General features: G+C 42.9%; 17 protein-coding genes. 9 read left to right on the top strand and 8 right to left on the bottom strand.

Annotated elements, in window-relative coordinates; translation table 11 throughout:
* Positions 1 to 9: 9 nt before the first annotated feature.
* The gene (locus ACOSVQ_RS02735; protein WP_491981062.1) at positions 10 to 1,989 is read right to left on the bottom strand and encodes a GGDEF domain-containing protein; all 1,980 of its coding nucleotides are present in this window, start codon (positions 1,987 to 1,989) and stop codon (positions 10 to 12) included.
* A 23-nt stretch (positions 1,990 to 2,012) separates the two neighbouring features.
* The gene (locus ACOSVQ_RS02730) at positions 2,013 to 3,908 is read right to left on the bottom strand and encodes a GGDEF domain-containing protein (RefSeq protein ID WP_491981061.1); all 1,896 of its coding nucleotides are present in this window, start codon (positions 3,906 to 3,908) and stop codon (positions 2,013 to 2,015) included.
* 606 nt (positions 3,909 to 4,514) lie between these two features.
* Here ACOSVQ_RS02730 and ACOSVQ_RS02725 point away from each other — a divergent pair.
* Positions 4,515 to 4,823: a hypothetical protein gene (locus tag ACOSVQ_RS02725; protein WP_491981116.1), complete on the top strand. Its 309-nt coding sequence runs from the start codon at positions 4,515 to 4,517 to the stop codon at positions 4,821 to 4,823.
* Between the two features lie 320 nt (positions 4,824 to 5,143).
* Positions 5,144 to 6,247, top strand: a complete 1,104-nt coding sequence (locus ACOSVQ_RS02720; RefSeq protein WP_491981060.1) for a phosphoribosylaminoimidazolesuccinocarboxamide synthase — start codon at positions 5,144 to 5,146, stop codon at positions 6,245 to 6,247.
* A gap of 149 nt (positions 6,248 to 6,396) precedes the next feature.
* On the opposite strand, the gene ACOSVQ_RS02715 is transcribed toward ACOSVQ_RS02720, so the two are convergent.
* Together ACOSVQ_RS02715 and ACOSVQ_RS02710 are read right to left on the bottom strand one after the other, a co-directional pair.
* Entirely contained in the window at positions 6,397 to 6,771 is a 375-nt protein-coding gene (locus tag ACOSVQ_RS02715) for a transporter (RefSeq protein WP_491981059.1), read from the bottom strand.
* 202 nt (positions 6,772 to 6,973) lie between these two features.
* Positions 6,974 to 9,322, bottom strand: a complete 2,349-nt coding sequence (locus ACOSVQ_RS02710) for a helicase-related protein (RefSeq protein WP_491981058.1) — start codon at positions 9,320 to 9,322, stop codon at positions 6,974 to 6,976.
* A 220-nt stretch (positions 9,323 to 9,542) separates the two neighbouring features.
* Between ACOSVQ_RS02710 and ACOSVQ_RS02705 the strand changes: the two genes are divergently transcribed.
* The 4 genes from ACOSVQ_RS02705 to ACOSVQ_RS02690 all read left to right on the top strand — a co-directional run bounded on the left by ACOSVQ_RS02705 (position 9,543) and on the right by ACOSVQ_RS02690 (position 13,371).
* The gene (locus ACOSVQ_RS02705; protein WP_491981057.1) at positions 9,543 to 11,231 is read left to right on the top strand and encodes an NAD-dependent malic enzyme; all 1,689 of its coding nucleotides are present in this window, start codon (positions 9,543 to 9,545) and stop codon (positions 11,229 to 11,231) included.
* Between the two features lie 131 nt (positions 11,232 to 11,362).
* A complete protein-coding gene (locus ACOSVQ_RS02700) occupies positions 11,363 to 11,686 on the top strand; it encodes a DUF3392 domain-containing protein (protein WP_491981056.1) in 324 nt (107 codons plus the stop codon).
* On the top strand, positions 11,659 to 12,462 hold the full coding sequence (locus ACOSVQ_RS02695; RefSeq protein ID WP_491981055.1) for a SanA/YdcF family protein: 804 nt from the start codon (positions 11,659 to 11,661) through the stop codon (positions 12,460 to 12,462). Before ACOSVQ_RS02700 ends, ACOSVQ_RS02695 begins: the two co-directional genes overlap by 28 nt.
* 81 nt (positions 12,463 to 12,543) lie before the next feature.
* Positions 12,544 to 13,371 carry a DUF2797 domain-containing protein gene (locus tag ACOSVQ_RS02690; protein ID WP_491981054.1) on the top strand — a complete coding sequence of 276 codons (828 nt, stop codon included), beginning with the start codon at positions 12,544 to 12,546 and terminating at the stop codon, positions 13,369 to 13,371.
* Positions 13,372 to 13,481: 110 nt separating this feature from the next.
* Here the strand turns inward: ACOSVQ_RS02690 and ACOSVQ_RS02685 are convergent, their stop codons facing one another.
* The 3 genes from ACOSVQ_RS02685 to ACOSVQ_RS02675 form a co-directional block, all read right to left on the bottom strand.
* Positions 13,482 to 14,708: a cysteine desulfurase-like protein gene (locus ACOSVQ_RS02685; protein WP_491981053.1), complete on the bottom strand. Its 1,227-nt coding sequence runs from the start codon at positions 14,706 to 14,708 to the stop codon at positions 13,482 to 13,484.
* Positions 14,692 to 15,348, bottom strand: coding sequence for a 2OG-Fe dioxygenase family protein (locus ACOSVQ_RS02680; protein WP_491981052.1), 657 nt, complete (start codon positions 15,346 to 15,348; stop codon positions 14,692 to 14,694). Before ACOSVQ_RS02680 ends, ACOSVQ_RS02685 begins: the two co-directional genes overlap by 17 nt.
* Positions 15,349 to 15,786: 438 nt before the next feature.
* On the bottom strand, positions 15,787 to 16,176 hold the full coding sequence (locus tag ACOSVQ_RS02675; RefSeq protein WP_491981051.1) for an ACT domain-containing protein: 390 nt from the start codon (positions 16,174 to 16,176) through the stop codon (positions 15,787 to 15,789).
* 171 nt (positions 16,177 to 16,347) lie between these two features.
* Between ACOSVQ_RS02675 and trxB the strand changes: the two genes are divergently transcribed.
* From trxB to cydC, 3 genes are all read left to right on the top strand, one after another.
* A complete protein-coding gene (trxB, locus tag ACOSVQ_RS02670; protein ID WP_491981050.1) occupies positions 16,348 to 17,307 on the top strand; it encodes a thioredoxin-disulfide reductase in 960 nt (319 codons plus the stop codon).
* 376 nt (positions 17,308 to 17,683) lie between these two features.
* Positions 17,684 to 19,486, top strand: a complete 1,803-nt coding sequence (gene cydD, locus ACOSVQ_RS02665; RefSeq protein WP_491981049.1) for a heme ABC transporter permease/ATP-binding protein CydD — start codon at positions 17,684 to 17,686, stop codon at positions 19,484 to 19,486.
* A complete protein-coding gene (gene cydC, locus ACOSVQ_RS02660; RefSeq protein ID WP_491981048.1) occupies positions 19,479 to 21,200 on the top strand; it encodes a heme ABC transporter ATP-binding protein/permease CydC in 1,722 nt (573 codons plus the stop codon). Before cydD ends, cydC begins: the two co-directional genes overlap by 8 nt.
* 95 nt (positions 21,201 to 21,295) lie before the next feature.
* Here cydC and ACOSVQ_RS02655 read toward each other — a convergent pair whose 3' ends face one another.
* Complete coding sequence (locus tag ACOSVQ_RS02655; RefSeq protein WP_491981047.1) at positions 21,296 to 22,072, bottom strand: heparin lyase I family protein; 777 nt, start codon at positions 22,070 to 22,072, stop codon at positions 21,296 to 21,298.
* Between the last annotated feature and the right edge of the window lie 29 nt (positions 22,073 to 22,101).

Below are 22,101 nucleotides of genomic sequence, written 5' to 3'. Positions count from 1 at the left end.
TTCAACAATCTACTGTCGTCTATCTCCATGCCTAAACCTGTGTTTAGATTGATACATAGACTGATCAGCAATATTTAGTACATCATCGAGGGGAAGGTTTTTCTCGAAATCAAAAGCCATCCCCGTTGAAACACTCACCAACAAGTTAGTCTCACTGTTCGCTTCATAGAACCCAAACTCTTTAATATTCTCAAGCATTCGTTCTGTTTCTTGGACATCACAACCGGTGACTAACACAAATTCATCACCACCGATTCGGTAAGCGTCTCCTCGCCAAAAACGACTAATATTGTGACCAAGTTGCTTCAATACTTTGTCTCCAACTCGATGCCCATAGCTATCATTGATGTCTTTAAATTTATTGATATCGAGGTAGACAAGAACTTTGCTCTTAGGAAACAGGCTCCCATATTTCTTATACAGTGCTAACCGGTTTCTCAATCGTGTCAGTTCGTCAGTAATAGAACGACGATGGAAAACAAAGACGACTGAAATCAGAATGGCAATAATAAATAAAAATCGAACGATACTGTTTCTGCTTATCTTCTTTTGGACTTGAATCGTTGTGTACCAGTCTGGTGGATAGTCGTATTTTTTAACGATGTTCTTTTCATTAATTAAATTCAACGCTTTTGAAAAGAGTTCGGACAGCATTCTGCCCTTCTCATCATTTTGAAATCCAAATCCTAAGTCATACGAGTAAAACACTCCAACGTCAGTATCTTCTGTTATCGGTAAGACGTTTTTTGAGCGTCGCAGCTTGTCATGAAATGCAGCTCGAGTTAAGGCGATATAGTCCACTTCGCCATTAAGCAGTCCCGTCAACAGATCTTTCTGGCTTGGATAAAAGTGAAATTCTTTCTCAGGCAACATGGTTTGCAACAATGAATCAAAGAAGTTGCCCTTAACCACACCAATTTTCTCGATAAACATTTCCGAAATTGAACGATATACGCCATCTTTATAATGTTTTCTTTTAACCAGAATCGCCTCAGGGCTGTAATACCCATCACTGAAGTTGAACATTTCCTTGCGCTGTTCTGTGATAGCAAGGGGTGACAACACATCTATTTCTTTTGCCAGCATGCTTTCATACATGCTGCCCCACGGTTCCTGCTCGTCACTAACCAACTGACAATCAATCTGTAATAGGTCACACACTTCATAAAGAATGTCTGCGGTTATTCCATCAACGTGACCATCCGGATAATAGTTCACGAACAGCTTTATGTTTTCTAACTTAACCTTTAGGGGGTTTCTCACATCAATGCCACTTGCGATGACTTGCTTTCGCAGAGCCTCTTTTCTTATCAATAGTTGGTACTGTTCAATGGATTCTCGAAAGCGACGCTGGAATTCCGCGGTATGTGCATGTGCTTCTATGAGTTTTAGAAGATTTTGGTTCTTACCTTTGGGGGTCACTATAGACACGGGATGCAGCGATAGATGGTCATTAAAAAGATACGCATTGAAGCCTGATAGAACCATATTGTCCAAATGGCTTAATCCATCAACAACGCCATCAATTTGCTGTGCGTTAAGCATTTCAACAGCATCATCAATGTTTTGATACTCGACAAATTCAATATCGGGAAACTCTTCAGCGATCGTTTTTCTTATCGTCGTATTCATCGGTACGGCGAGCTTCGATATCTCATCAAGTTCCGGTTTACCGACGGTGAACAGATACACATATTCAATACTGACTGGCAAAGAAAAATCTAATGTGGTTGTTCGCTCTTCAATGAAAGTGACATTAGAGAGGAAATCAACATAGCCTCGGCTTACAGCATTTAGCGCGTCGGAGAAGCTATCAAAATTTATGTATTCAAACTTCACATCACTCTCGGCAGACACAGAGTCAAACAGAAGCTTGGTGGTGAAATCATCGGATTCAGTACCCACAAGGTAGGTGGTTTTATGCTTTGCCATCGAACCGGGACTGAATAGGCAAACAATTAACAAAAAAACGGTTTGAAACTTAAACATCGGCTACCTTCAATACTTCAGAATTAAGCCATTTTGGCTTTGTACATTTGAGTGTCGGCAAGATGAATACAGTCATCGAGCGACAAAACACTACCGTCGGAAAGATAGTAACCATAGGAAATACTGACGTTGAACTTGTTGTTAACATCGCTGCTGAATTCGAATGACCCTATGCTTAACATCATGCTTTCAATGTCTTGTTCTCGGATTTTTCCAATTAAAATGAACTCGTCTCCACCAATGCGGTAACTATCACAGTTCCAGTAGCGACGGATATTTTCAGCAATTCTTTTTAATACTTCATCGCCAACAGCGTGCCCATAGGTGTCATTAACAGTTTTAAATTTGTTCACATCGAAGTAGACCAAGACTTGGTTTGAATACAAACCGTCTTTATATTTTTTATAAAGCGCTAAACGGTTTTTTAGCTTGGTTAAGCTGTCTGTGATCGACTGTTTATGCCAAATATAAGAAAGGACAATTAAAGTAATGGTTATAGCCAAAAACAGTTGCTGACTTTGCTTGGTGAACCTCTTCTGGCTAAACAACGTTGTCTGCCAATCTGGCTGATAATCGTATTTTTTTATAATGGCATTCATATCAATCAAGCGAATTGCCTCGCTGAATAGCTCTGAAAGCACTTTCCCTTCTTCATTTTTCTGAAAAGCGATACCTATGCCGTAGTTAAAGAAGGTACCAATCATGTCGTCTTCAATGATGGGAAGTATGGTGCGGGTATCCCTAACCAGTTCGTTATAGGTCAAGCGAGACATGGCAATGTAGTCAACTTCATTTGCGAGTAGCGCTTTAAGCTGATCTTTTGCAGTTGTAAAAATGCTGAATGATTTATGTGGGAGCCTGCGACTTATAATCGCTTCTGACATTCCTCCTTTGATAACACCGACGCGTTCAGATATCAGCTCAGATACAGAGCGGTAGACACCTTCTTTGTAACCGTTGCGTTTAACCACTATCAGCTCAGTGTTATAAAAACTTTCACTTAAATGAACATGCGCTTCTCGACCTTTGACTAACGCAATAGGAGACAAAATATCAATCTCTTTACTCAGCAAGCTTTCATACATAGTTTGCCAATCGCTTTCCGCTGCAGTTTCAACTCTGCATTCTAGGCGCATCAACTGACACGCTTCATGAATCACATCAGCTGCAATGCCAATCACCTTGCCATTATCGTTCTGTACACCATAACGACGATAATCTTCCACAGTCACAGTAAATGTTCGGCTTACATCAAACCCACTAAGTAAAACACGTTTTCTCAACGCTTGTCTTTGTACATCAAACTGATACGTTTCTGCTTTCTCTCGCATCAGTTTCTGTATCTCTGGCTTATGAAGATACTCAACAATGTGTTTAAGTGTTGTGGCATTTTCACGTTTCCCAGTCACTATCGAAACTGGCTTTAAAGGAAACTGATAGTTGAGAATGTGAGCACGCATACCTGCCAATGCCATAAATCTCAGTTGGGCAGCTGAATCAACAATACCGTCGACCTTGCCATCTAACAGTAAGTCTTTTGCTTCCGAGATAGATTGGAACTCAACTACCTCAAGCTTTGGATTTAATGCCAACATTAGATCTGCGAATACTGTCCCATACGGAACGCCAATAGAAGAAACCTCCTTTAAACTCACTTTGCCTAGAGTAAAGAGGTATGTGTATTCCACATTTGTCGGTGCAGAGAAAATCAGCCTTTTGGCACGCTCTTCGGTGTATGTAATTCCCGTTGCGAAATCCACTGCACCCGAAGCAGTTGCTTCTATTTTTTCTGCGTGCCCTGCAAGATAAACAAGTTCAAAATTAAGAGACAAATCCTGAGCAGTTTTCTTCAGGATAGATTCCACAACAGCATCTTCAGCTACAATCCCAACACTATAAGTTTGCTGATTTGCAGCCAAAACATTCCCCGCCAGACAAACCAGCAGATAAAAAAAATGTTTTATAGAAAAAGGACGTTGGAAATTGATCATTCGCTACTTTGAAATAATTGGTAACAGCAACGATTTTAAATTAAACGGGCTAAAGCAGCCTATAGAGGCTCTCGTAGGAATATTCTTTAAATTTTGATGAATCTGAGTAATGCAATTGTACGGAATATAGAACAAATGAATGTTGTCTATATGAAGTGATTGATTAGATTGAGCAACCCGATAGCACTACTGTATATCCACCTAAGATCCCAACGCCTTTTATCTACCACTGTACAACCATAAGATATTTCTCACTTAAACCCATCTCAGCAATAATTATAAAAAATCATTTAATTACAGTTAGTTATAGATAATCGCGTGACTATTAGCTCAAATTTCCCACAAAAATCGTAATTATTTCTTGATCAGTATTTGGTTTGATACTACTGTATACACATACAGCATGTATAAAAGGACAGTGTTATGCTAAATCATGAATTGCTAGTGAACAAATCATTCGGTGTTGAAACCAACGTAACTCGTTTTGGAAATCCAGCGTTTAACCATTCATATTCGGCAGCGAAAAGCGCAGATATGCTTACTCGCCTTTCAAGTCTTTCTCAGTATAAACAATGGATATTGTTTACGGGTGAATGCCCTCGCCCTCAATACAATGAATTGGCAGCACATCAAATACATTGCAGTAGAATTATTCATATGAAACCGTCGCAATCACAATCAGAAATCACCATCGTGATGAAAGCGCTCCAATCGGGCAACGCAAGCGCAGTTGTCGCTTCTGGCAATATCGATTTTGTTAGCCAAAAACTATTGAAACAACTGGCAACTGAACATAACTGCGAAGTGTTTTTCCTAGAACCAGCAGCACCACAATTTCACTGATTTCTATCACTGTCTTTTGCCCTCTACTATAGAGGGCTTTTCTACCCTTGGTATAACCACGTCATCTCTGCTGACTCTCAAGCCGACTTTTATTTTGCCTACGTTTCCTGCAAGCTGTTTTTTGCTCCATCTCAACCCACAAAAAGATAATTAGCAAACGTTTGCTTTTTATCTGGCGACATAAAATAGTTCTGGTATGATGCGCGCAGTAATTGATATCTCACTGTGCTTAGATATCTTCTTTCTATACCCAAACAATTTGCACAACCGTGTTTAAGAGGAAGGGTATATGACGTTTGAAATAAGATAGGAATGTCTCCATGAGCCTTGCTGACCAAGTTCTTGCCGTCAACGACGATCTCCCAATTCGTACCCACCAGCCTGTTCATAGCGGAAAAGTCCGTTCTGTATACTGGCTAACTGAAGAAGACAGCCGTCGCCTTATTCAAGAAAAAGGTTATGACGTTGCTGAAGATGCCCCACTTGCCATTATGGTAATCAGCGATCGAATCTCTGCATTCGATTGTATTTGGCACGCAGAAGGTGGTATTGCGGGCGTTCCGGGTAAAGGTGCAGCACTTAATGCTATCTCTAACCATTGGTTCAAACTGTTTAAAGACAACGGGCTTGCTGATAGCCACATTCTAGATATCCCTCACCCGTTTGTTTGGATTGTTCAAAAAGCCAAACCAATTAAGATCGAAGCTATTTGTCGTAAGTACATCACAGGTTCAATGTGGCGTGCGTATGCAAAAGGCGAACGCGAGTTCTGCGGTATTGAGCTACCTGAAGGTCTGCAAAAAGACAAAGCACTTCCAGAACTACTCATGACACCATCAACTAAAGGTATTCTGAAAGGTATTCCAGGTGTTCCTGAAGCTGATGATGTGAACATTACCCGCAAGAATATTGAAGATAACTTCGCGGCATTCAACTTCAGCAAAGCTGAAGATATTGCTCTGTACGAAAAGCTGCTGAAAGACGGCTTTGGCGTTATCAGCCAAGCACTGAAAGAAATCGGTCAAATTTTCGTGGATACCAAGTTTGAATTTGGCTACGTGACTGATGCGAGCGGTGCAGAAAAACTGATTTACATGGATGAAGTGGGTACTCCGGACTCATCTCGTATCTGGGATGAAGAGCAGTATTTGCAAGGCAACATCGTAGAAAACTCGAAAGAAGGTTTCCGTCAGTTCCTATTAAACTACTTCCCAGATCCAGACATTCTTTTGAACAAAGATCGTATGCCTGAGCGTGAAGCACTGGCTCGCGACAACGCTCTGCCGCTAGAAGCACTGATGGATATTTCTCGCACTTACTTAGGTATTGCAGAAAAGATTGTTGGTCACAAAATAGAGCTCAGTGACAATCCAAAACAAGAAATCATCCAAATTCTTGATGAACACTACGGCTTGATTGATTAATCAATTCGAACAATAAAAAATGGCGCTTAACTATCTGTTTCCGAGAGACAGTTTCCAAGAAACTGTTTTCAAGAAAAACTTATTAGCTAAGCGCCATTTTTATTTCGAGCGACTAGGTTTTATTAACCTCTAAGGTCTGCAACCCCTGTTCACAACGTAATAATAAATTCGTCTTGTTTACCCGCTTTAATATGAGCATCGCAGCCAGCCTGAATAGACTCTATCTGCTGTTCATCTAATGCATAAGGCATCACAAGCTTAATTTCTTCTATACCTTCACGTTTAGCCAGTTTGACCAGTTCAATAAGATTGGACTCATCACTGTGATTACTCGATAAACGCTTAAGAGCAGTTTCCCAAAGTCTCTCTTCGGGACTCTTACTATCTTTAACAGACTCATTCCAAACGACACCAAAAACCGGAGCAAACGACTTAAGCGCTTCAGAGAAAGTCCATTTTTTAGAACTTGAAGTTCCTAAAAAGGCGGTGTAGTCAAACACTGCGCAAATTCGTTGTCTATCCATTCTGTTCCCCGACTTAATTGGCAACACAGTGTACTCAATATTAGACAACACTAACTTTATAGCAATACGATATAAAAAAACGTTCTTTTATGCCCTTAATTCCAATTACTGCGATATATAAAAACCAAACTAGTAACAAAAAGTAGCTATAGCGATCAACAACCTATGTCTTAATGATTAATATTTCAGGATTCAAACATAATTATCGAATATCAACGACTCTGCTCGCTTTACGATATTGCACCCTATAACCAGACCAGCGAGGCAACTCCCATCGTTTTGGGTCACCCTTGCGTAATCCGCTGCGATACACCACACAGACAAGTTTTCGTTTTACGTAATACTCAACTTGAAGTTGTATATCACTCAAGATGATCTCCAGCGGATAGGAGTCAGCAAACTCTTGTTTTTGCCAATACGGAATTCCATCAAATGGAAAATCTTCTCCGCTGAACATCTCTAACTCTTCGAGCGAGCTAATACCTAACTCGCACAGTTGCTGCTCAAACCAACGATCAAAAGTTAGATCCTTATGCTCGTTAGTGCATTCATCTAAACCCAGATCGACGTAAACCTTCCACAGTTCAATATCTTCGGTACGCTGCTTCGCAAATTCAGGGAAGCACTCCCCTTTCTTAACCGCTTCGATCATTGATTTCAGCGCATACTCACCTTTAGCTTCAACGCTTTGAGATTTGATCACACGCCCAGCGTAGACAAGTTGTTGCTCAGACATCAACAAACCACCATCAACGTTAGCTTCCACCTGCTTCCACTGACCAAGCTCCAACGATTCAATGACATCAAATGAAATGGGCATCATCACTGTCGCTAGAGTCAGTGTCTGCTTCACTCCTCGTCCTGGCAGACTATGCTGGTCTAGAACTAAAGCGGCCTCTGCTTTGTCCGAAAATCGACTATTGCGCCCAATAAGTACTTCCATTTGACCATTAGCTAACGCTTCTTTGCGCCTCTCTCTTCGAACAAAGACCAACTCTGGGTGAAGAGTTGCAATCGCGGCAGTGAGCGCTTGATGCTGATAACGAGAAGCCACTTCTAATTGGGGAAGACCATAAATCACTCGCATTTGTTCTGATAGTCCTTGCGCTTCTTTCAACGCTTCGGGCTCCACATTCACTGCGGAAAATTCGCTTCCTCGAACCAGTTGAATCATCAACTGACCATCACAGCAATACGGCTCTTCCTGATTTAGCTTTTCTATCACCTCTTCATTCGATGACACTTTATAAATAGATGCAGGAACGGATAGTGCTGCAGCAAGGTCAATCATGGCTTCCTTTAAAGCTTTGCTCTCAATACTCGCAACGAGATCCGCATACAAAGCATCGACCGGCAATGGCGCAATTTGCACTCCATGCTCAGTGATTTCACCCAACTCATTGATAGCATTCATTCCAGTAAGAATATCTGTTGCTTGCTGCAAGGTTTTATCAGGTAAGGCTTCGAGGAAATGCAAATAAGACAAGCGTTCTCCACAACTTGCAGCGGCTAGCATGGCTTCCACCAGCTCCTCACGTTGCAAAGCTGGAGGTGTCACACTTTCCAACGCAGCATGTTGCCCATAAAGACGAATAGCTATGCCATCCATAACGCGCCCAGCACGGCCACTTCTTTGTTTTGCACTCGCTTGTGATATAGGTTTCAAGATAAGCGTCGTTCGCCCGTTTCGCTGCTCATTTCTGCGCTCTAAACCGCTGTCGATGACCACAGCAATATTTGGGATGGTAAGAGAGGTTTCAGCCACATTAGTAGCAAGCACTACTTTCTGCTTCGACTGTTGATTGAGCGCTACCGATCGCTCTGCATCAGAAACAGAGGCATGAAGTGGCACAACAACGGTATTTTCTAAACTATTCAGTGCTTGTTGACACTGCTGAATCTCTTTACGTCCGGGCAAGAACACCAAAATGTCTGCATCAGTACGAGCCAAGGCATCGCCTACTGCATGCTTAACCCTTTTCTCAAGATGACGAGCATCTGGCAATTGGCGAGTATCGGAAGCTCGATGTTCGACGCTGACATCATATACGCGACCTTCGGCTTTTAATCTCACCGCATTCAAATACTGGGCAAGACGTTCACCTTCAATGGTTGCCGAAGTAACAATTAGTCGTAATCTTTGTTGCTGCTTAAGTAGCGCGACCAACAAATCTGTATCCCAGCGTCTTTCATGAAATTCGTCCACCATAACGATGTCAAAGCTCGCCAGCTTATCTTCTGCAAACCAACGTAATGCGACACCCGGCGTAACAAACACGACACTTGAGGATTCTCTGAAGCGATTCTCTAACTTAATCGCATAGCCAATGCTTTCACCCACATTCTCTTGTCGCTGTTCCGCCAAGTATTCAGCAAGAGAAGTGCACGCGATTCGACGCGGCTCTATCACCAGTACTCTGCCCAGCTCAGCAGACCAGATAGGTAAACATGTAGACTTACCTGAACCGGTTTCAGCTTCAACAATGACGGGAGATTGACCAAGCGTCGTTAAGAAGGTGTTTTTTAGAGACTGAATAGGAAGTAACGACATAATAATTAACGAAATATCAACAAAGAGAGATTGGTAAGACAACATCAACATAGGTACTGAGTTGTGCGAAACAGTGATACCTAAACTGCGATTGGCTTCAGGCTAGCCAGAATAAAGCAGCATAATGTTCTGAACTCTACTGGTTGTCTATTTACAAGACAGTCACCAAGCCGTTATCATTTTTATGTCAACCTTCTCACACAAAATCCATAGGCTAAAAATGAATAACGACAAACGCCCTCTGTATATTTCCTATGCTGGGCCAGCTCTTTTGAGCACACCTCTACTGAATAAAGGTAGCGGTTTCTCAGCGGAAGAACGTGCACAGTTCAATTTAGAAGGGCTGTTGCCTGAAACAACCGAAACAATACAGGAACAAGTGGTTCGTGCCTACCAACAATATTGTAGCTTCGTTAATGATATGGATAAGCACATCTACTTGCGTAACATCCAAGATACCAACGAAACTCTATTCTACCGATTAGTGCAAAACCACATTTCTGAGATGATGCCAATCATCTACACGCCAACCGTTGGCGCTGCATGTGAAAACTTCTCGAATATTTACCGTCGTGGCCGTGGTCTTTTCATCTCTTACTCTAACCGTGACCGTATCGACGACTTGCTAAACAACGCAGCAAACCACAACGTTAAAGTTATTGTAGTTACTGATGGCGAACGTATCTTGGGCTTGGGTGACCAAGGTATCGGTGGTATGGGCATTCCAATTGGTAAGCTGTCTCTCTATACCGCATGTGGTGGTATCAGTCCTGCTTACACGCTGCCGATCGTGCTCGATGTGGGTACCAACAACCCGCAACGTCTAGCTGACCCAATGTACATGGGCTGGCGTCATCCTCGTATCACAGGCCCAGATTACGATAATTTCGTCGACGAATTCATCCAAGCAGTACAACACCGCTGGCCAGATGCTCTAATTCAGTTTGAAGACTTCGCACAGAAAAATGCAATGCCTCTATTAGAGCGCTACAAAGACCGCATTTGCTGCTTCAACGATGACATTCAAGGTACTGCCGCGATTACTGTTGGCTCGCTATTAGCCGCTTGTAAAGCCGCTGGTACACAGCTATGTGAACAGCGTGTAACCTTCCTTGGTGCAGGCTCTGCGGGTTGTGGTATTGCTGAAGCGATCATTGCTCAAATGGTGTCGGAAGGTATTTCAGATCAACAAGCTCGTTCACAAGTTTACATGGTTGACCGTTGGGGCCTATTAGAAGAAGGCATGCCTAACCTTTTAGATTTCCAACAAAAACTGGTGCAGAAGAAATCCAACACTAAAGATTGGGTTTCTGAGAATAACGGCTATTCGTTGTTAGAAGTGGTTCGTAATGCGAAACCAACGGTGCTTGTTGGTGTTTCTGGCGCTCCGGGTCTATTCAGTGAAGAAGTTATCAAAGAGATGCATCTACACTGCCCTCGCCCTATTGTGTTCCCACTATCGAACCCAACCAGCCGCGTTGAAGCAACACCAAATGACATCATCCGTTGGACAAACGGTGAAGCATTAGTTGCAACAGGCAGCCCATTTGATCCTGTGGTACATGAAGGTAAAACTTACCCAATCGCGCAATGTAACAACAGCTATATCTTCCCAGGTATTGGTCTAGGCGTTCTCGCTGTAGGTGCAAAACGTGTAACTGATGCGATGTTGATGGAATCAAGCCGCGCACTCGCAACTTGTTCACCACTAGCAATAAATGGCCATGGCCCATTGCTACCACCATTGGAAGCTATTCACTCAGTTTCTAAGAAAATTGCATTTGCAGTTGCTAAAAAAGCGATTGAAGAAGGTGTCGCTCTAGAAATTACGGATGAAGCGTTAGAGCTGGCTATCGAAAACCACTTCTGGCAACCAACCTATCGCAGATACAAACGCACAGCGTTCTAATTCGATAAGCTTAAGCCCCCACAGTGACTACATGCGGGGGCTTTTTGTATCTTACAAGCATTCATCTGATAAACAGCTTTCACTAAAAAATAGTTTTCACCAATAAATCATTTTCGTCTTGGTAAATAAATATGTTGAGTTTTGTTGCTCCCGCTGGTCACTATATTGCACCGTATCTTAGTGACATTTCTGTTGCTTTAGTCGCTTGTCTACTGGTTATGTTAGGCGGTGAAATTAATGCTTTATTACGCCGTATCATGGGCAATCAGCACTTTATTTTTAGAACAATCGCCTTTATCTTAGTTAATGCGTTTGGTTACGGATTAATCATCATCAAAGCTAGCCCTTACTTGGCTCGGACACTCGCTAACTTAGAACAGGGCATGATGTTTTGCTTAGTCACAGGCAGTTTCGTTGTAATTGGATTATGGGCTCAAAAACATCGTCATATCTAAAATTGAATACCTTAAGTATGCGCATGCGTAAGTTAGTGAACTGTAGGTTCAAAAGCATGTATTGGCTTAAGCGTGGGCTTCAATTTATTTCTCTTCTGCTGATCTTCAGTGCGTTGTCCATTTATGGCATTGACCGCTGGGTAAGCTTGAAAAGTGAAGACCACATCATCAGCGATATCACACAGGTTCCTGAGTTTCAGGTAGCTGTTGTTTTGGGTACCAGTAAGTATTTGGGCAAGACGCTGAACGAGTATTACTCCCACCGTATAAATGCGGCTATTTCACTTTACGAACTCGGTAAAGTGAGTCGATTTTTGCTTAGTGGCGACAATGCTCATCGCTCTTACAATGAACCATGGACGATGAAACGTGATTTACTGAAAGCTGGCATACCTGACGGCAGTATTTTCCTTGATTACGCAGGGTTCAGAACCTTAGATTCCATCGTTCGTGCCAAAAGAATCTTCGATACCGATAACTTCCTAATCATCACACAACGTTTTCACTGTGAACGTGCACTGTTTATCGCCCAATATCATGACATCAATGCCACTTGCTTGGCCGTCTCCGATCCGATTAATCATTCCGGTATTAAGACTCGCACACGTGAAGTATTTGCGCGTACTAAAGCTTTTTTCGATCTCTATATCTTCAACACTCAGCCGAAGTTCTTAGGTCCTAAAGAACCGATCATTATCGAGCCGATAGATCCCACTCCTGTCGACGAAATAACAGAAGAACAGACAGAAGCGTCAGGTAACAACGATTCTCAATAGGTTTTTCCTTTCAATTATTCGTTTTTTGTCGCCAACTTTTTTGTTAAAGTTGGCACAAACTAATAGAAAATGAGTAATGTCATGTCTGTCATCGCATCCGGCGTATTAAACAAAATGCGCGGTAAACTGGGCGAAACTGTCCACTATCAATTGCCTGTGGGAGAAGGTCTTGTCGACCTGAATCCTTTTATCAATAAGCCAATCACGCTCAAACACACAGGTAATATCTTCTGTTGTTCATGTGGCAAAAAGACCAAAAAAAGTTACTCGCAAGGCCACTGTTTTGTGTGCATGACAAAGCTAGCTAGCTGTGACATATGCATCATGAAACCAGAGACTTGTCACTTTGAACAAGGTACATGCCGTGAACCTGATTGGGCACAAGACCACTGCATGGTTGACCATTACGTCTATTTGTCGAATACATCAAGCCTGAAAGTCGGCATTACTCGCCACACACAGATTCCTACTCGTTGGATTGACCAAGGCGCGACACAAGGTTTACCTATCTATAAGGTAAAAACTCGACATATTTCAGGTTTGATTGAAGTTGAACTGGCTAAACACATTGCCGACAAAACAAACTGGCGTACGCTGCTCAAAGGCAACGGTGAACCTCTGCCCTTAGAGGAACAATTTACTAAACTTCGCCCACTGCTAGAAGAAAAAATCGCTGAGCTAAAACAACGATTTGGTAAGGATGCTGTTGAAGAAATCGGCGCTCAAATTACCGATATTCAATACCCTGTTGAGGTGTTTCCAACCAAAATCGCTTCGCACAACTTTGACAAAGAGCCTGTAGTTAGCGGTATCTTGCAAGGTATTAAAGGTCAGTACCTTATCCTTGATACGGGTGTTATTAACATTCGCAAGTTCACTTCTTACGAAGTCGAAGTGAGTGCTGAATAAAGTGTGTTTATGAATAGACTCTATTTATAAAAGACAAGAGGCTCGGTGAACTACCGAGCCTCTTTTTTCACTATGAGGTACTGAAATTGATCTACTGAGGTACTCTGCTTCTATAAAGTAGAGAGAACCTTAAACAGCTCATCGATTTCATTTTTGTTGTTGTAATGCATAAATCCTATGCGAATCACACCACCACTTTGTTCCAACCCAAGCTGACGAATGAGACCTAAAGCGTAGAAGTGCCCGTTCCAGACACAGATATTATGCTCACCCAAGGTTTTTGCCACAAACTCTGGGGGAAAACTGTTCAAACGAATGGCGAAGGTTGGCGTACGCTTCTCACTATCGGCTTCCGGTAAACCATATAGCGTAACGCCTTTCAGCTGACTTAATTTTTCAAGAAAATACGCACTAAGCTGCTGCTCATGGTGATTGTATTGCTCAAAACTGGTAACAAGACGTTGACGTAAATTGTCTTCAGGATTTCCCCATTGAGCGAGATACTCAATCGCCGCAATAACACCAGCTAAGCCTTCAAAACTTTGAGTTCCCGTCTCATAACGTCCCGGACCAATATTGGTTGCAGGTTCTACTTTATAAGGCTTCAATGCATGCAGCCAATGTGGCGCAACGTAGGCTATACCCACATGCGGGCCAAAAAACTTATAGGCGGAACAGGCTAAGAAGTCACATCCTAGTTCTTGCACATCAATCAAGTGATGAGGCGCGTAGTGAACCGCATCCACATAGACAATCGCCCCAAAGCGATGAGCTTCTTCGACGATACGTTTTACATCGACTATCGAGCCTGTTGTATTAGAAGCATAAGTCACCGCCACCAGCTTAGTGTTTGCATTGATGAGGGAAAGCAGATGTTCTGTATCCAACGTGCAATCTTTGGCATCCACTTGCGCCTGATGAACAATAACTCCTTTATCCTGCGCCGCTTGCTGCCAGCTGGATACGTTCGAATAGTGATCCAGTGCGGTTACGATAATTTCATCGCCTTCGTTCCACTCTCGGCTGATAGCTCGGCTTAACTGGAAAGTCAGAGATGTCATGTTGGCACCAAACACGATATTTCCGGAGGATTCAGCATTCAAAAGTGCTTGAACATGCTGTCGGGCATCTTGCATCAAATCCGTCGTAATTCGGCTAGAAAAATAATGACCGCCTAGATTGGAGTTGTAATGGCCAAGGTAGTGGGCCATCTTTTCGACAACAGAATGAGGAACTTGCGATCCACCTGGTCCATCAAAAAAGACTACAGGCTTATCGTTATGCATCTGCGAGAGCGCTGAGAATTGGTCTCTGACCTCATCAAGATTGAAGAGCATTTTTTACTCCTTTCGCAGTGAGTACAAATACATCCATATGCCCTTCTTCACCATGCTCGATTGAGCGTATAGGACGAGCGTTATGCCAAAGCTTGTTGTCAGCTAGCATAGCCACTTCCCCATTATCCAAAACCTTACGGAAGAACGGCGCGTCATGACAATCTTGATAAAGCATGATCTCACCACCCACAATGTTGTGTCTGTCTATACCGATAATAGCGATATGATCAAAGCCATCTTGATGAACACCTTCAGGCGCGACCTGAGTTTCGTCGTAGATAGCCGCAATACGCATCTGGTGAATTTCTATTTCCTGTCCATCTGGTAGCTCATTGCTAGCAACGAACAGTTCGCACATTTCTTTCATTCCTTCACTTTTTAAAGTGGTAGATAAAATTGGCTCAAAATGGCGAACCACATTACCTTGGAAATGGTTGATATCATCAGATTGCATGAAATCGTGTTTATCAGTCGAAACAACTTCTCCGGCGATAAATCTCACCACTGAGTAGCGACGTAATCGGTACTGACCATCTGCATGTTCAGTATGCGGCAGCGAGACAAAAGATGGTGCGAGCTGAGACAAGGCGTTTTTGCTCAGCTGAGTGATATGTAGGGTATTTAAGTGTGAGTGCAACATCATCAACTCCTTAATGAATACACATTTGTTATTATTATATTTAACAATTAATTTACATTTATAGTACGCAATAATTTGGTTAATTCCAGTTTTTATGGCAATAAAAACCACAAAAATAAACAAAACGACACATAACACCAACAAACTAATCAATTGAAGTGAATTGGTTCAATTTTCCACGGCACTGTATTTGAAATTTGGATGCTTTAACTCAAAAGTGGTTAACAACCTGATTTAAAGCCAATAATTATCTAAACCTAGATTTACCCTGAGAAGACAAAGGTCAAACAGTGATAAAGAATTTTGCGCTGTGAAAATGACGATACGAAGAGAGGTAAGCCTAGATTAAAAGCACTAAGCTGAAGTCAACTTGAGATGAATAGAAAGCAAAAATCGCGATGGGAATGAGAGAAACATGCACAAGCTTGTTACTTCACTTTACCAACTCTCAAGAAGCTTCAATGCCTTATCAGCATGACGAGACTGCACAAAAATATGATCGTGATAAAACGCGGCAATCACCTTTGCACTAATACCATGATCAGCCAATTTTGTTGAAACAGTAGCCGTTAAACCGACAGCATCAAGGCTAGAATGTACAGTGAGTGTGATTTGTTTGTAGGTGTTATCAAACTCGACGCAATTCTCTTGCGCTGTTTGCTTCGTAACCACGAGACTTAGACCTTCTTGTTCGCAAAATATGGCTAAAGGCTTCCATGAAAGGTAGTCTTCTGCGATTCCAGTCACGCTACAAAATACAAATTCATCCTCAACCAAATGTGGCTGCGTTGAACTAAGTAGTTGTTGTAAGTCTGTTATTCCTGCCATTTTCTTCTCCAATTTGAAAACCAATCGATAAATCCCTTTTAAAAACAAGGAATTCAACGCTATTTATAATTCTAAACTATAACCATTTATTCGGCTGTTTATCCTTTTATTCCTAGCAAATTATCCCTACAATCGAGTTAACTTTTCGATCATTGAACGATTGGAGCAATAATGAGCGACGTTAAACATTGCAAACTTCTTATTTTAGGTTCGGGCCCAGCGGGATACACCGCAGCGGTATACGCAGCACGCGCGAACTTGAACCCTGTATTAGTGACTGGCATGCAACAAGGCGGTCAGTTAACGACAACAACTGAAGTAGAAAACTGGCCAGGTGATGCAGAAGGTCTTACAGGTCCTGCACTCATGGAGAGAATGAAAGAGCACGCAGAGCGATTTGAAACAGAGATCGTGTTTGATCACATCAACGAAGTAGATTTCAGTCAGCGTCCTTTCCGTCTAAAAGGTGATTCAAGCGAATACACCTGTGATGCGTTGATCATTTCAACAGGCGCGTCGGCGAAATATCTAGGTTTAGACTCGGAAGAAGCGTTCAAAGGTCGTGGCGTATCTGCATGTGCGACATGTGATGGTTTCTTCTACCGCAACCAAAAAGTTGCTGTTGTCGGTGGTGGTAATACTGCCGTTGAAGAAGCGTTGTACCTTTCAAACATCGCATCTGAAGTTCACCTAATTCACCGTCGTGATAGCTTCCGTGCGGAGAAAATCCTAATCAACCGTCTGATGGACAAAGTTGAAAACGGCAATATCGTTCTACACACCGATCGTACTCTTGATGAAGTTCTTGGTGATGATATGGGCGTGACAGGCGTACGTCTTAAAGACACCCAATCTGGCCAAACTGAAGATTTGGAAGTGATGGGCGCATTCATTGCAATCGGTCACCAACCAAATACAGCGATCTTCCAAGACAAACTTGAAATGAAAGACGGCTACATTGTTGTTAAGTCAGGTCTTGAAGGTAATGCAACTCAAACAAGTATCGAAGGTATCTTCGCCGCTGGTGATGTTATGGACCATAACTATCGCCAAGCAATTACTTCAGCGGGTACAGGCTGTATGGCTGCACTAGACGCAGAGCGTTACCTAGATAGCCTTAATGACAAATAAGCACACAATTAATTTGCTTCAATTGTCATAAAGTTATGCACAAACTAGTTGGGATTGCAGGTAGGCAACAAGTGATTGAGTCCCCATGAGCATAGATAACTATGTGATTGGGGCGAAAGAACGCGGTTAACACCCCTGCAATTTCAAATAGGATGGGAATATCATAAACCCAGCGGTATATCCGCTGGGTTTTCTTTTGTATACTACACAGCCTCAACAAAGCCCCAACTCATTGGCGTAATAGCTCGGCGGCATGTGAATGAGCTTCCATGAACTCAGTGATACACGGCGATTGGAACACCTTAACGCAGTCTGAGCCGCGGCAACTCCAATTAGGAAGGGGATTACATAATAATTATGATTAAGCCTTTACATAATGGATAAGAAAAAACAACGTAGCTTGAATGCATGGCTCAAGCAGCAAAGTAAATTAGCTAAACGCTGGCTTATGATTGCTGTTGGGCTTGGAGTACTTTCAAGTGTATTTCTGCTTGGTCAAGCAGCACTTCTCGCCACCATTCTGCATCAGTTGATTATTGAACACGCAGATAAGTACTCGCTAATCCCCTACTTCCTAGGGTTAATCGCAACTGTAGCCGCGCGCGCTGCATGTACTTGGGGCCGAGAGATTGCTGGCTTTAAAGCCGGTAAAGAGATCCGTATTTATATCCGCCAGTTAATCTTCGACAAACTGCGTGAATTAGGTCCTGCTTATATCAAAGGCAAGCCTGCGGGCGCATGGGCAACCCTGACTCTGGAACAGGTGGAAAACATGCACGACTTCTTTGCGCGTTATCTGCCGCAAATGTCGCTTTCTGTATTAATCCCGTTTGTCATTCTTATTGTTGTTTTCCCTGTAAACTGGGCTGCGGGCCTAATTTTCCTTATTACCGCCCCTCTTGTACCGCTGTTTATGGCACTTGTTGGCATCAAAGCAGCAGACGCAGGTAGAAAGAACTTCAAAGCACTGCAACGCCTCTCTGGTCACTTTTACGATCGTCTTCAATCTATGACGACCATTCGCCTATTTGACCGCACTGCAGCCGAAACTGAGCATATGCGTGGAGCATCTGAGGTGTTCCGAAAGCGCACTATGGACGTTTTACGTATAGCATTCTTATCTTCCGCAGTGCTTGAGTTTTTCACTTCAATCTCAATTGCGATTACTGCTGTTTATTTTGGTTTTAGTTTTATTGGCGAACTAGAGTTTGGCTACTACGGCGCAGGAGTCACGTTATTCTCAGGGCTGTTCATTCTTATTCTAGCCCCCGAGTTCTACCAACCTCTGCGTGAGCTTGGTACCTATTACCATGCAAAACAACAAGCCGTTGGTGCCACTGAAAGCATTGTAGAATTCCTTCAGACAGACGTAAGTAAAGTAGCCTCAGGTACTACAGCGCTTCCTGTTGATGAAGATTCGAATCACGATTCGATTGAAATTGTTGCCCGTGATTTGGAAGTTCTTAGCCCTGAAGGAAAACGGTTAGTTGGGCCAATTTCCTTCACATTAAATAACAGTGAAACGACAGCGCTTGTTGGTCCTAGTGGTGCAGGTAAAACAAGCCTAATCAATGCGATTCTCGGATTTATGCCATACCAAGGCTGCTTGACCATTAACGGCGTAGAACTTAGCCAACTGGATCATGCAAGCTGGCGTAAAGCGATCAGTTGGGTCGGACAAAACCCGTTGCTCGTACACGGCACTATACGTGACAATGTAACCTTAGGTAAAAGCAATATTGCAGATAGCACAGTTCAAGAAGTATTGGATAATGCCTATGCCTCTGAGTTTGTGAACAAGCATGGCTTGGATTACATGATCAGTGACCGTTCCGGCGGTTTATCAGTTGGTCAGGCACAGCGTTTGGCATTGGCTCGCGCTATGCTACAGAAAGGTCGATTCTGGCTGCTCGATGAACCAACCGCGAGTTTGGATGCTCGCAGTGAGCAGTTAGTCATGCAAGGTCTAACTACTCAAATCGCTGACAAAACAGCACTATTGGTTACGCACCAATTGTTACCGTTGAAATCGGTACATCAAATTCTCGTCATGCGCGATGGTAAGCTTGAACAATCAGGAGACTTCAATACGTTAAGCCAACAAGAAGGTCTGTTTGCCTCAATGTTAGCGTCGAATCAAGCCGTAGAAGAAGCTGATAAGGGGAATTTAGATGCGTGATTTAGTGCCATATCTAAAACTGTATAAGAAACATTGGTTTGGTCTATCGTTGGGCATGTTATTGGCATTTCTGACGTTATTAGCATCAATAGGTCTGCTGACTCTTTCAGGTTGGTTCTTGTCTGCAGCTGCGGTCGCTGGCTTAACGATTGCTCGTGAAACCTTTAACTATATGTTGCCGGGTGCGTTTGTTCGCGGCTTTGCTATGGGACGTACCGCTGGCCGTTGGGGTGAACGTGTAGTCAGTCATAATGCTACATTTAAGCTGCTTACTGACCTGCGTATTTTCTTCTTTGAAAAGCTCGCACCTATGATCCCAGGTCGCATTTCAAATCTTCGAGATGCCGATCTGCTGAACCGCCTTGTTGCTGACATTGACGCGATGGACCATGTCTACTTGCGTCTTATCAGCCCAGTAACCGTTGGCGTATTGGGTATTGCCTCAATTACCGCCCTACTTTGCTGGTTCGATTCAAGTCTTGGCTTAGTGTTGGGTTCAGTACTCTTTGTGTTACTTCTGCTTTGGCCTGTGTTGTTCTACAAGTTAGGTAAGCGTAACGGTGCTGAACTTACCCAAAACAAAGCGGACATGCGTATCGCCACCATGGATTGGCTGCAAGGATATAGTGAACTCACCATTTTTGGTGCTGAATCACGCTACCGTGAAGCCATTTATGCCGCTCAGGAAAAACTGCTTACCAACCAAAAGGTCAATGCAAGTTTTACTGGTCTTGCTCAAGCATTGCTGCTGTTAGCTAACGGTTGGACACTGGTTCTGATGCTTTGGCTGGCAGCTGATGGTGTGAATGGTCAAACGCCTGACCCTATGATTGCACTGATGATCTTTGCAACCATGGCAAGTTTTGAATTGCTGATGCCGATTGCAGGCGCTTTCCAACATTTGGGTCAAACACTAACTTCTGCACGCCGCTTAAATGAAGTCATTCTAAGCGAGCCAGATGTTGTATTCCCTAAGCAAAACGCACCACATACAGGTGAGTTTTCTGTCGAGTTTGACAACGTTGCTTTCCAATATCCAGATAGCGTTCAACAAGTCCTAAACAACGTGAGTGTTTCGGTTCCAGCAGGACATAAGCTGGCGATTGTTGGGCAAACTGGTTCAGGTAAGTCAACGCTAATTCAACTGCTATGTCGTTACTGGGATACCAATCTAGGTGAGATTCGTATCGCTGGTACACCGCTAAAGAAATGGAGCGAAAGCGACTTACGTTCTTCAATTAGCGTAGTGAGTCAACGGGTTGATATTCTAAATGGCAGCCTACGCGATAACTTGTTGATGGCAAAACCCGATGCCAGTGACAAAGAGCTTTGCGAAATACTCGAACGTGTGGGCTTAGAGAAGCTACTTGAAGCTCCGGGGTTAGATGCTTGGCTTGGTGACGGTGGACGTCAGTTGTCCGGCGGAGAAAAACGCCGTATCGGCATCTCTCGTGCTATTTTGCATAACGCACCTATTTTGCTGTTGGATGAACCTACGGAAGGTTTGGACAAACAAACTGAGCAACAGATTATGGCTCTGTTTAAATCTCACTTCTCTGGGAAAACAGTGCTGTTCATTACTCACCGTCTGATCAATTTGGACGAGATGGATGGTATTTGCTTGATTGAACAAGGTGAAGTGGTAGAGCATGGCAGCCATGAAGAGCTCATAGCGAAGCAAGGTCGTTATTATCAACTCAACCAGACGCTATAAAGTTCAAAGCCCTTTAGTACTCTAAAGGGCTTTTTATTATCGGCTTTATACCTGCTATTTCAGCCAACAGTTGAACTGCAATATCTACCAATAAATCAAGGTTGTATGTCTTCTCTGCTTTCGCCACGAACGACATTACGATAATAAACGACCTGAGTTGGCATAACTTCAGTGTTATACGCCTGCTTGTATCTCGATAGATATGAGCGATAAACACCGTACTTAAAATACACCTGATCTTTTTCTATCGTTTGACCATTAAACGCAGCTTTCTGCACGCCATCTACCCAGACATCAAAAAAGCCATCGCTATGTTTTGACCACTTTGCATGCACTTCAATACGATGCCATTTACCTCGAAGTTCCTCTTCACTAATCAGTTGCCAAAAGCCTTTACTCTTTTGATTGGAATGCCGATCTAAATGATAACCGCCTGAATAGACCTCTTTGCTTCCTTTGACGCTGTGAGTCTGGTTTTGAAACATAAACATCGGCTTCCCATTCGCTTGATGAAACTGTCCCAACGCCGTTTTTGCCGGATAGACACTGGGATAATCGATTGGAAAATAGATATCCCATGCATACCAATACGTTTCACCAACCTTCTGACGATTGGTTTGCTGTGAAAGCTCGCTTCGCTCTCTGTCTGTTTCACAATCATTCCATCCCGTCTGGAAACCGCAATCACCGTTGCGAATTTCAAAGCGCTCCACCCACTTTAAATTGTTGGCATCAATAGGATCACTGACTTTCTGATAGCCATATGGCTTATCATTAAGCGAACGTTTAAATGCTCCAAAGTTATCTGACGCCGCCAAAGAACTTGCCCAAAGAGTACAAGCTAACCAAACGCCTACCCGCTTAAGTGTCATAGAGATACCCTGAAAATGAGATAAAGGAT

The organism is Vibrio sp. HM8-C (genome assembly GCF_058630515.1).
This window is presented reverse-complemented; position numbering and strand designations above follow the sequence as displayed.

Bases quoted from the DNA above. Each gene is read 5' to 3' on its own strand.
- cydD (WP_491981049.1), top strand. From the start codon at position 17,684: ATGGATAAGAAAAAACAACGTAGCTTGAATGCATGGCTCAAGCAGCAA.
- trxB (WP_491981050.1), top strand. From the start codon at position 16,348: ATGAGCGACGTTAAACATTGCAAACTTCTTATTTTAGGTTCGGGCCCA.
- ACOSVQ_RS02705 (WP_491981057.1), top strand. From the start codon at position 9,543: ATGAATAACGACAAACGCCCTCTGTATATTTCCTATGCTGGGCCAGCT.
- ACOSVQ_RS02735 (WP_491981062.1), bottom strand. From the start codon at position 1,989: ATGTTTAAGTTTCAAACCGTTTTTTTGTTAATTGTTTGCCTATTCAGT.
- ACOSVQ_RS02680 (WP_491981052.1), bottom strand. From the start codon at position 15,348: ATGTTGCACTCACACTTAAATACCCTACATATCACTCAGCTGAGCAAA.
- ACOSVQ_RS02700 (WP_491981056.1), top strand. From the start codon at position 11,363: ATGTTGAGTTTTGTTGCTCCCGCTGGTCACTATATTGCACCGTATCTT.
- ACOSVQ_RS02725 (WP_491981116.1), top strand. From the start codon at position 4,515: ATGCTTACTCGCCTTTCAAGTCTTTCTCAGTATAAACAATGGATATTG.
- ACOSVQ_RS02685 (WP_491981053.1), bottom strand. From the start codon at position 14,708: ATGCTCTTCAATCTTGATGAGGTCAGAGACCAATTCTCAGCGCTCTCG.
- ACOSVQ_RS02715 (WP_491981059.1), bottom strand. From the start codon at position 6,771: ATGGATAGACAACGAATTTGCGCAGTGTTTGACTACACCGCCTTTTTA.
- ACOSVQ_RS02695 (WP_491981055.1), top strand. From the start codon at position 11,659: ATGGGCTCAAAAACATCGTCATATCTAAAATTGAATACCTTAAGTATG.
- ACOSVQ_RS02675 (WP_491981051.1), bottom strand. From the start codon at position 16,176: ATGGCAGGAATAACAGACTTACAACAACTACTTAGTTCAACGCAGCCA.
- ACOSVQ_RS02655 (WP_491981047.1), bottom strand. From the start codon at position 22,072: ATGACACTTAAGCGGGTAGGCGTTTGGTTAGCTTGTACTCTTTGGGCA.
- ACOSVQ_RS02690 (WP_491981054.1), top strand. From the start codon at position 12,544: ATGTCTGTCATCGCATCCGGCGTATTAAACAAAATGCGCGGTAAACTG.
- cydC (WP_491981048.1), top strand. From the start codon at position 19,479: ATGCGTGATTTAGTGCCATATCTAAAACTGTATAAGAAACATTGGTTT.
- ACOSVQ_RS02710 (WP_491981058.1), bottom strand. From the start codon at position 9,322: ATGTCGTTACTTCCTATTCAGTCTCTAAAAAACACCTTCTTAACGACG.
- ACOSVQ_RS02720 (WP_491981060.1), top strand. From the start codon at position 5,144: ATGAGCCTTGCTGACCAAGTTCTTGCCGTCAACGACGATCTCCCAATT.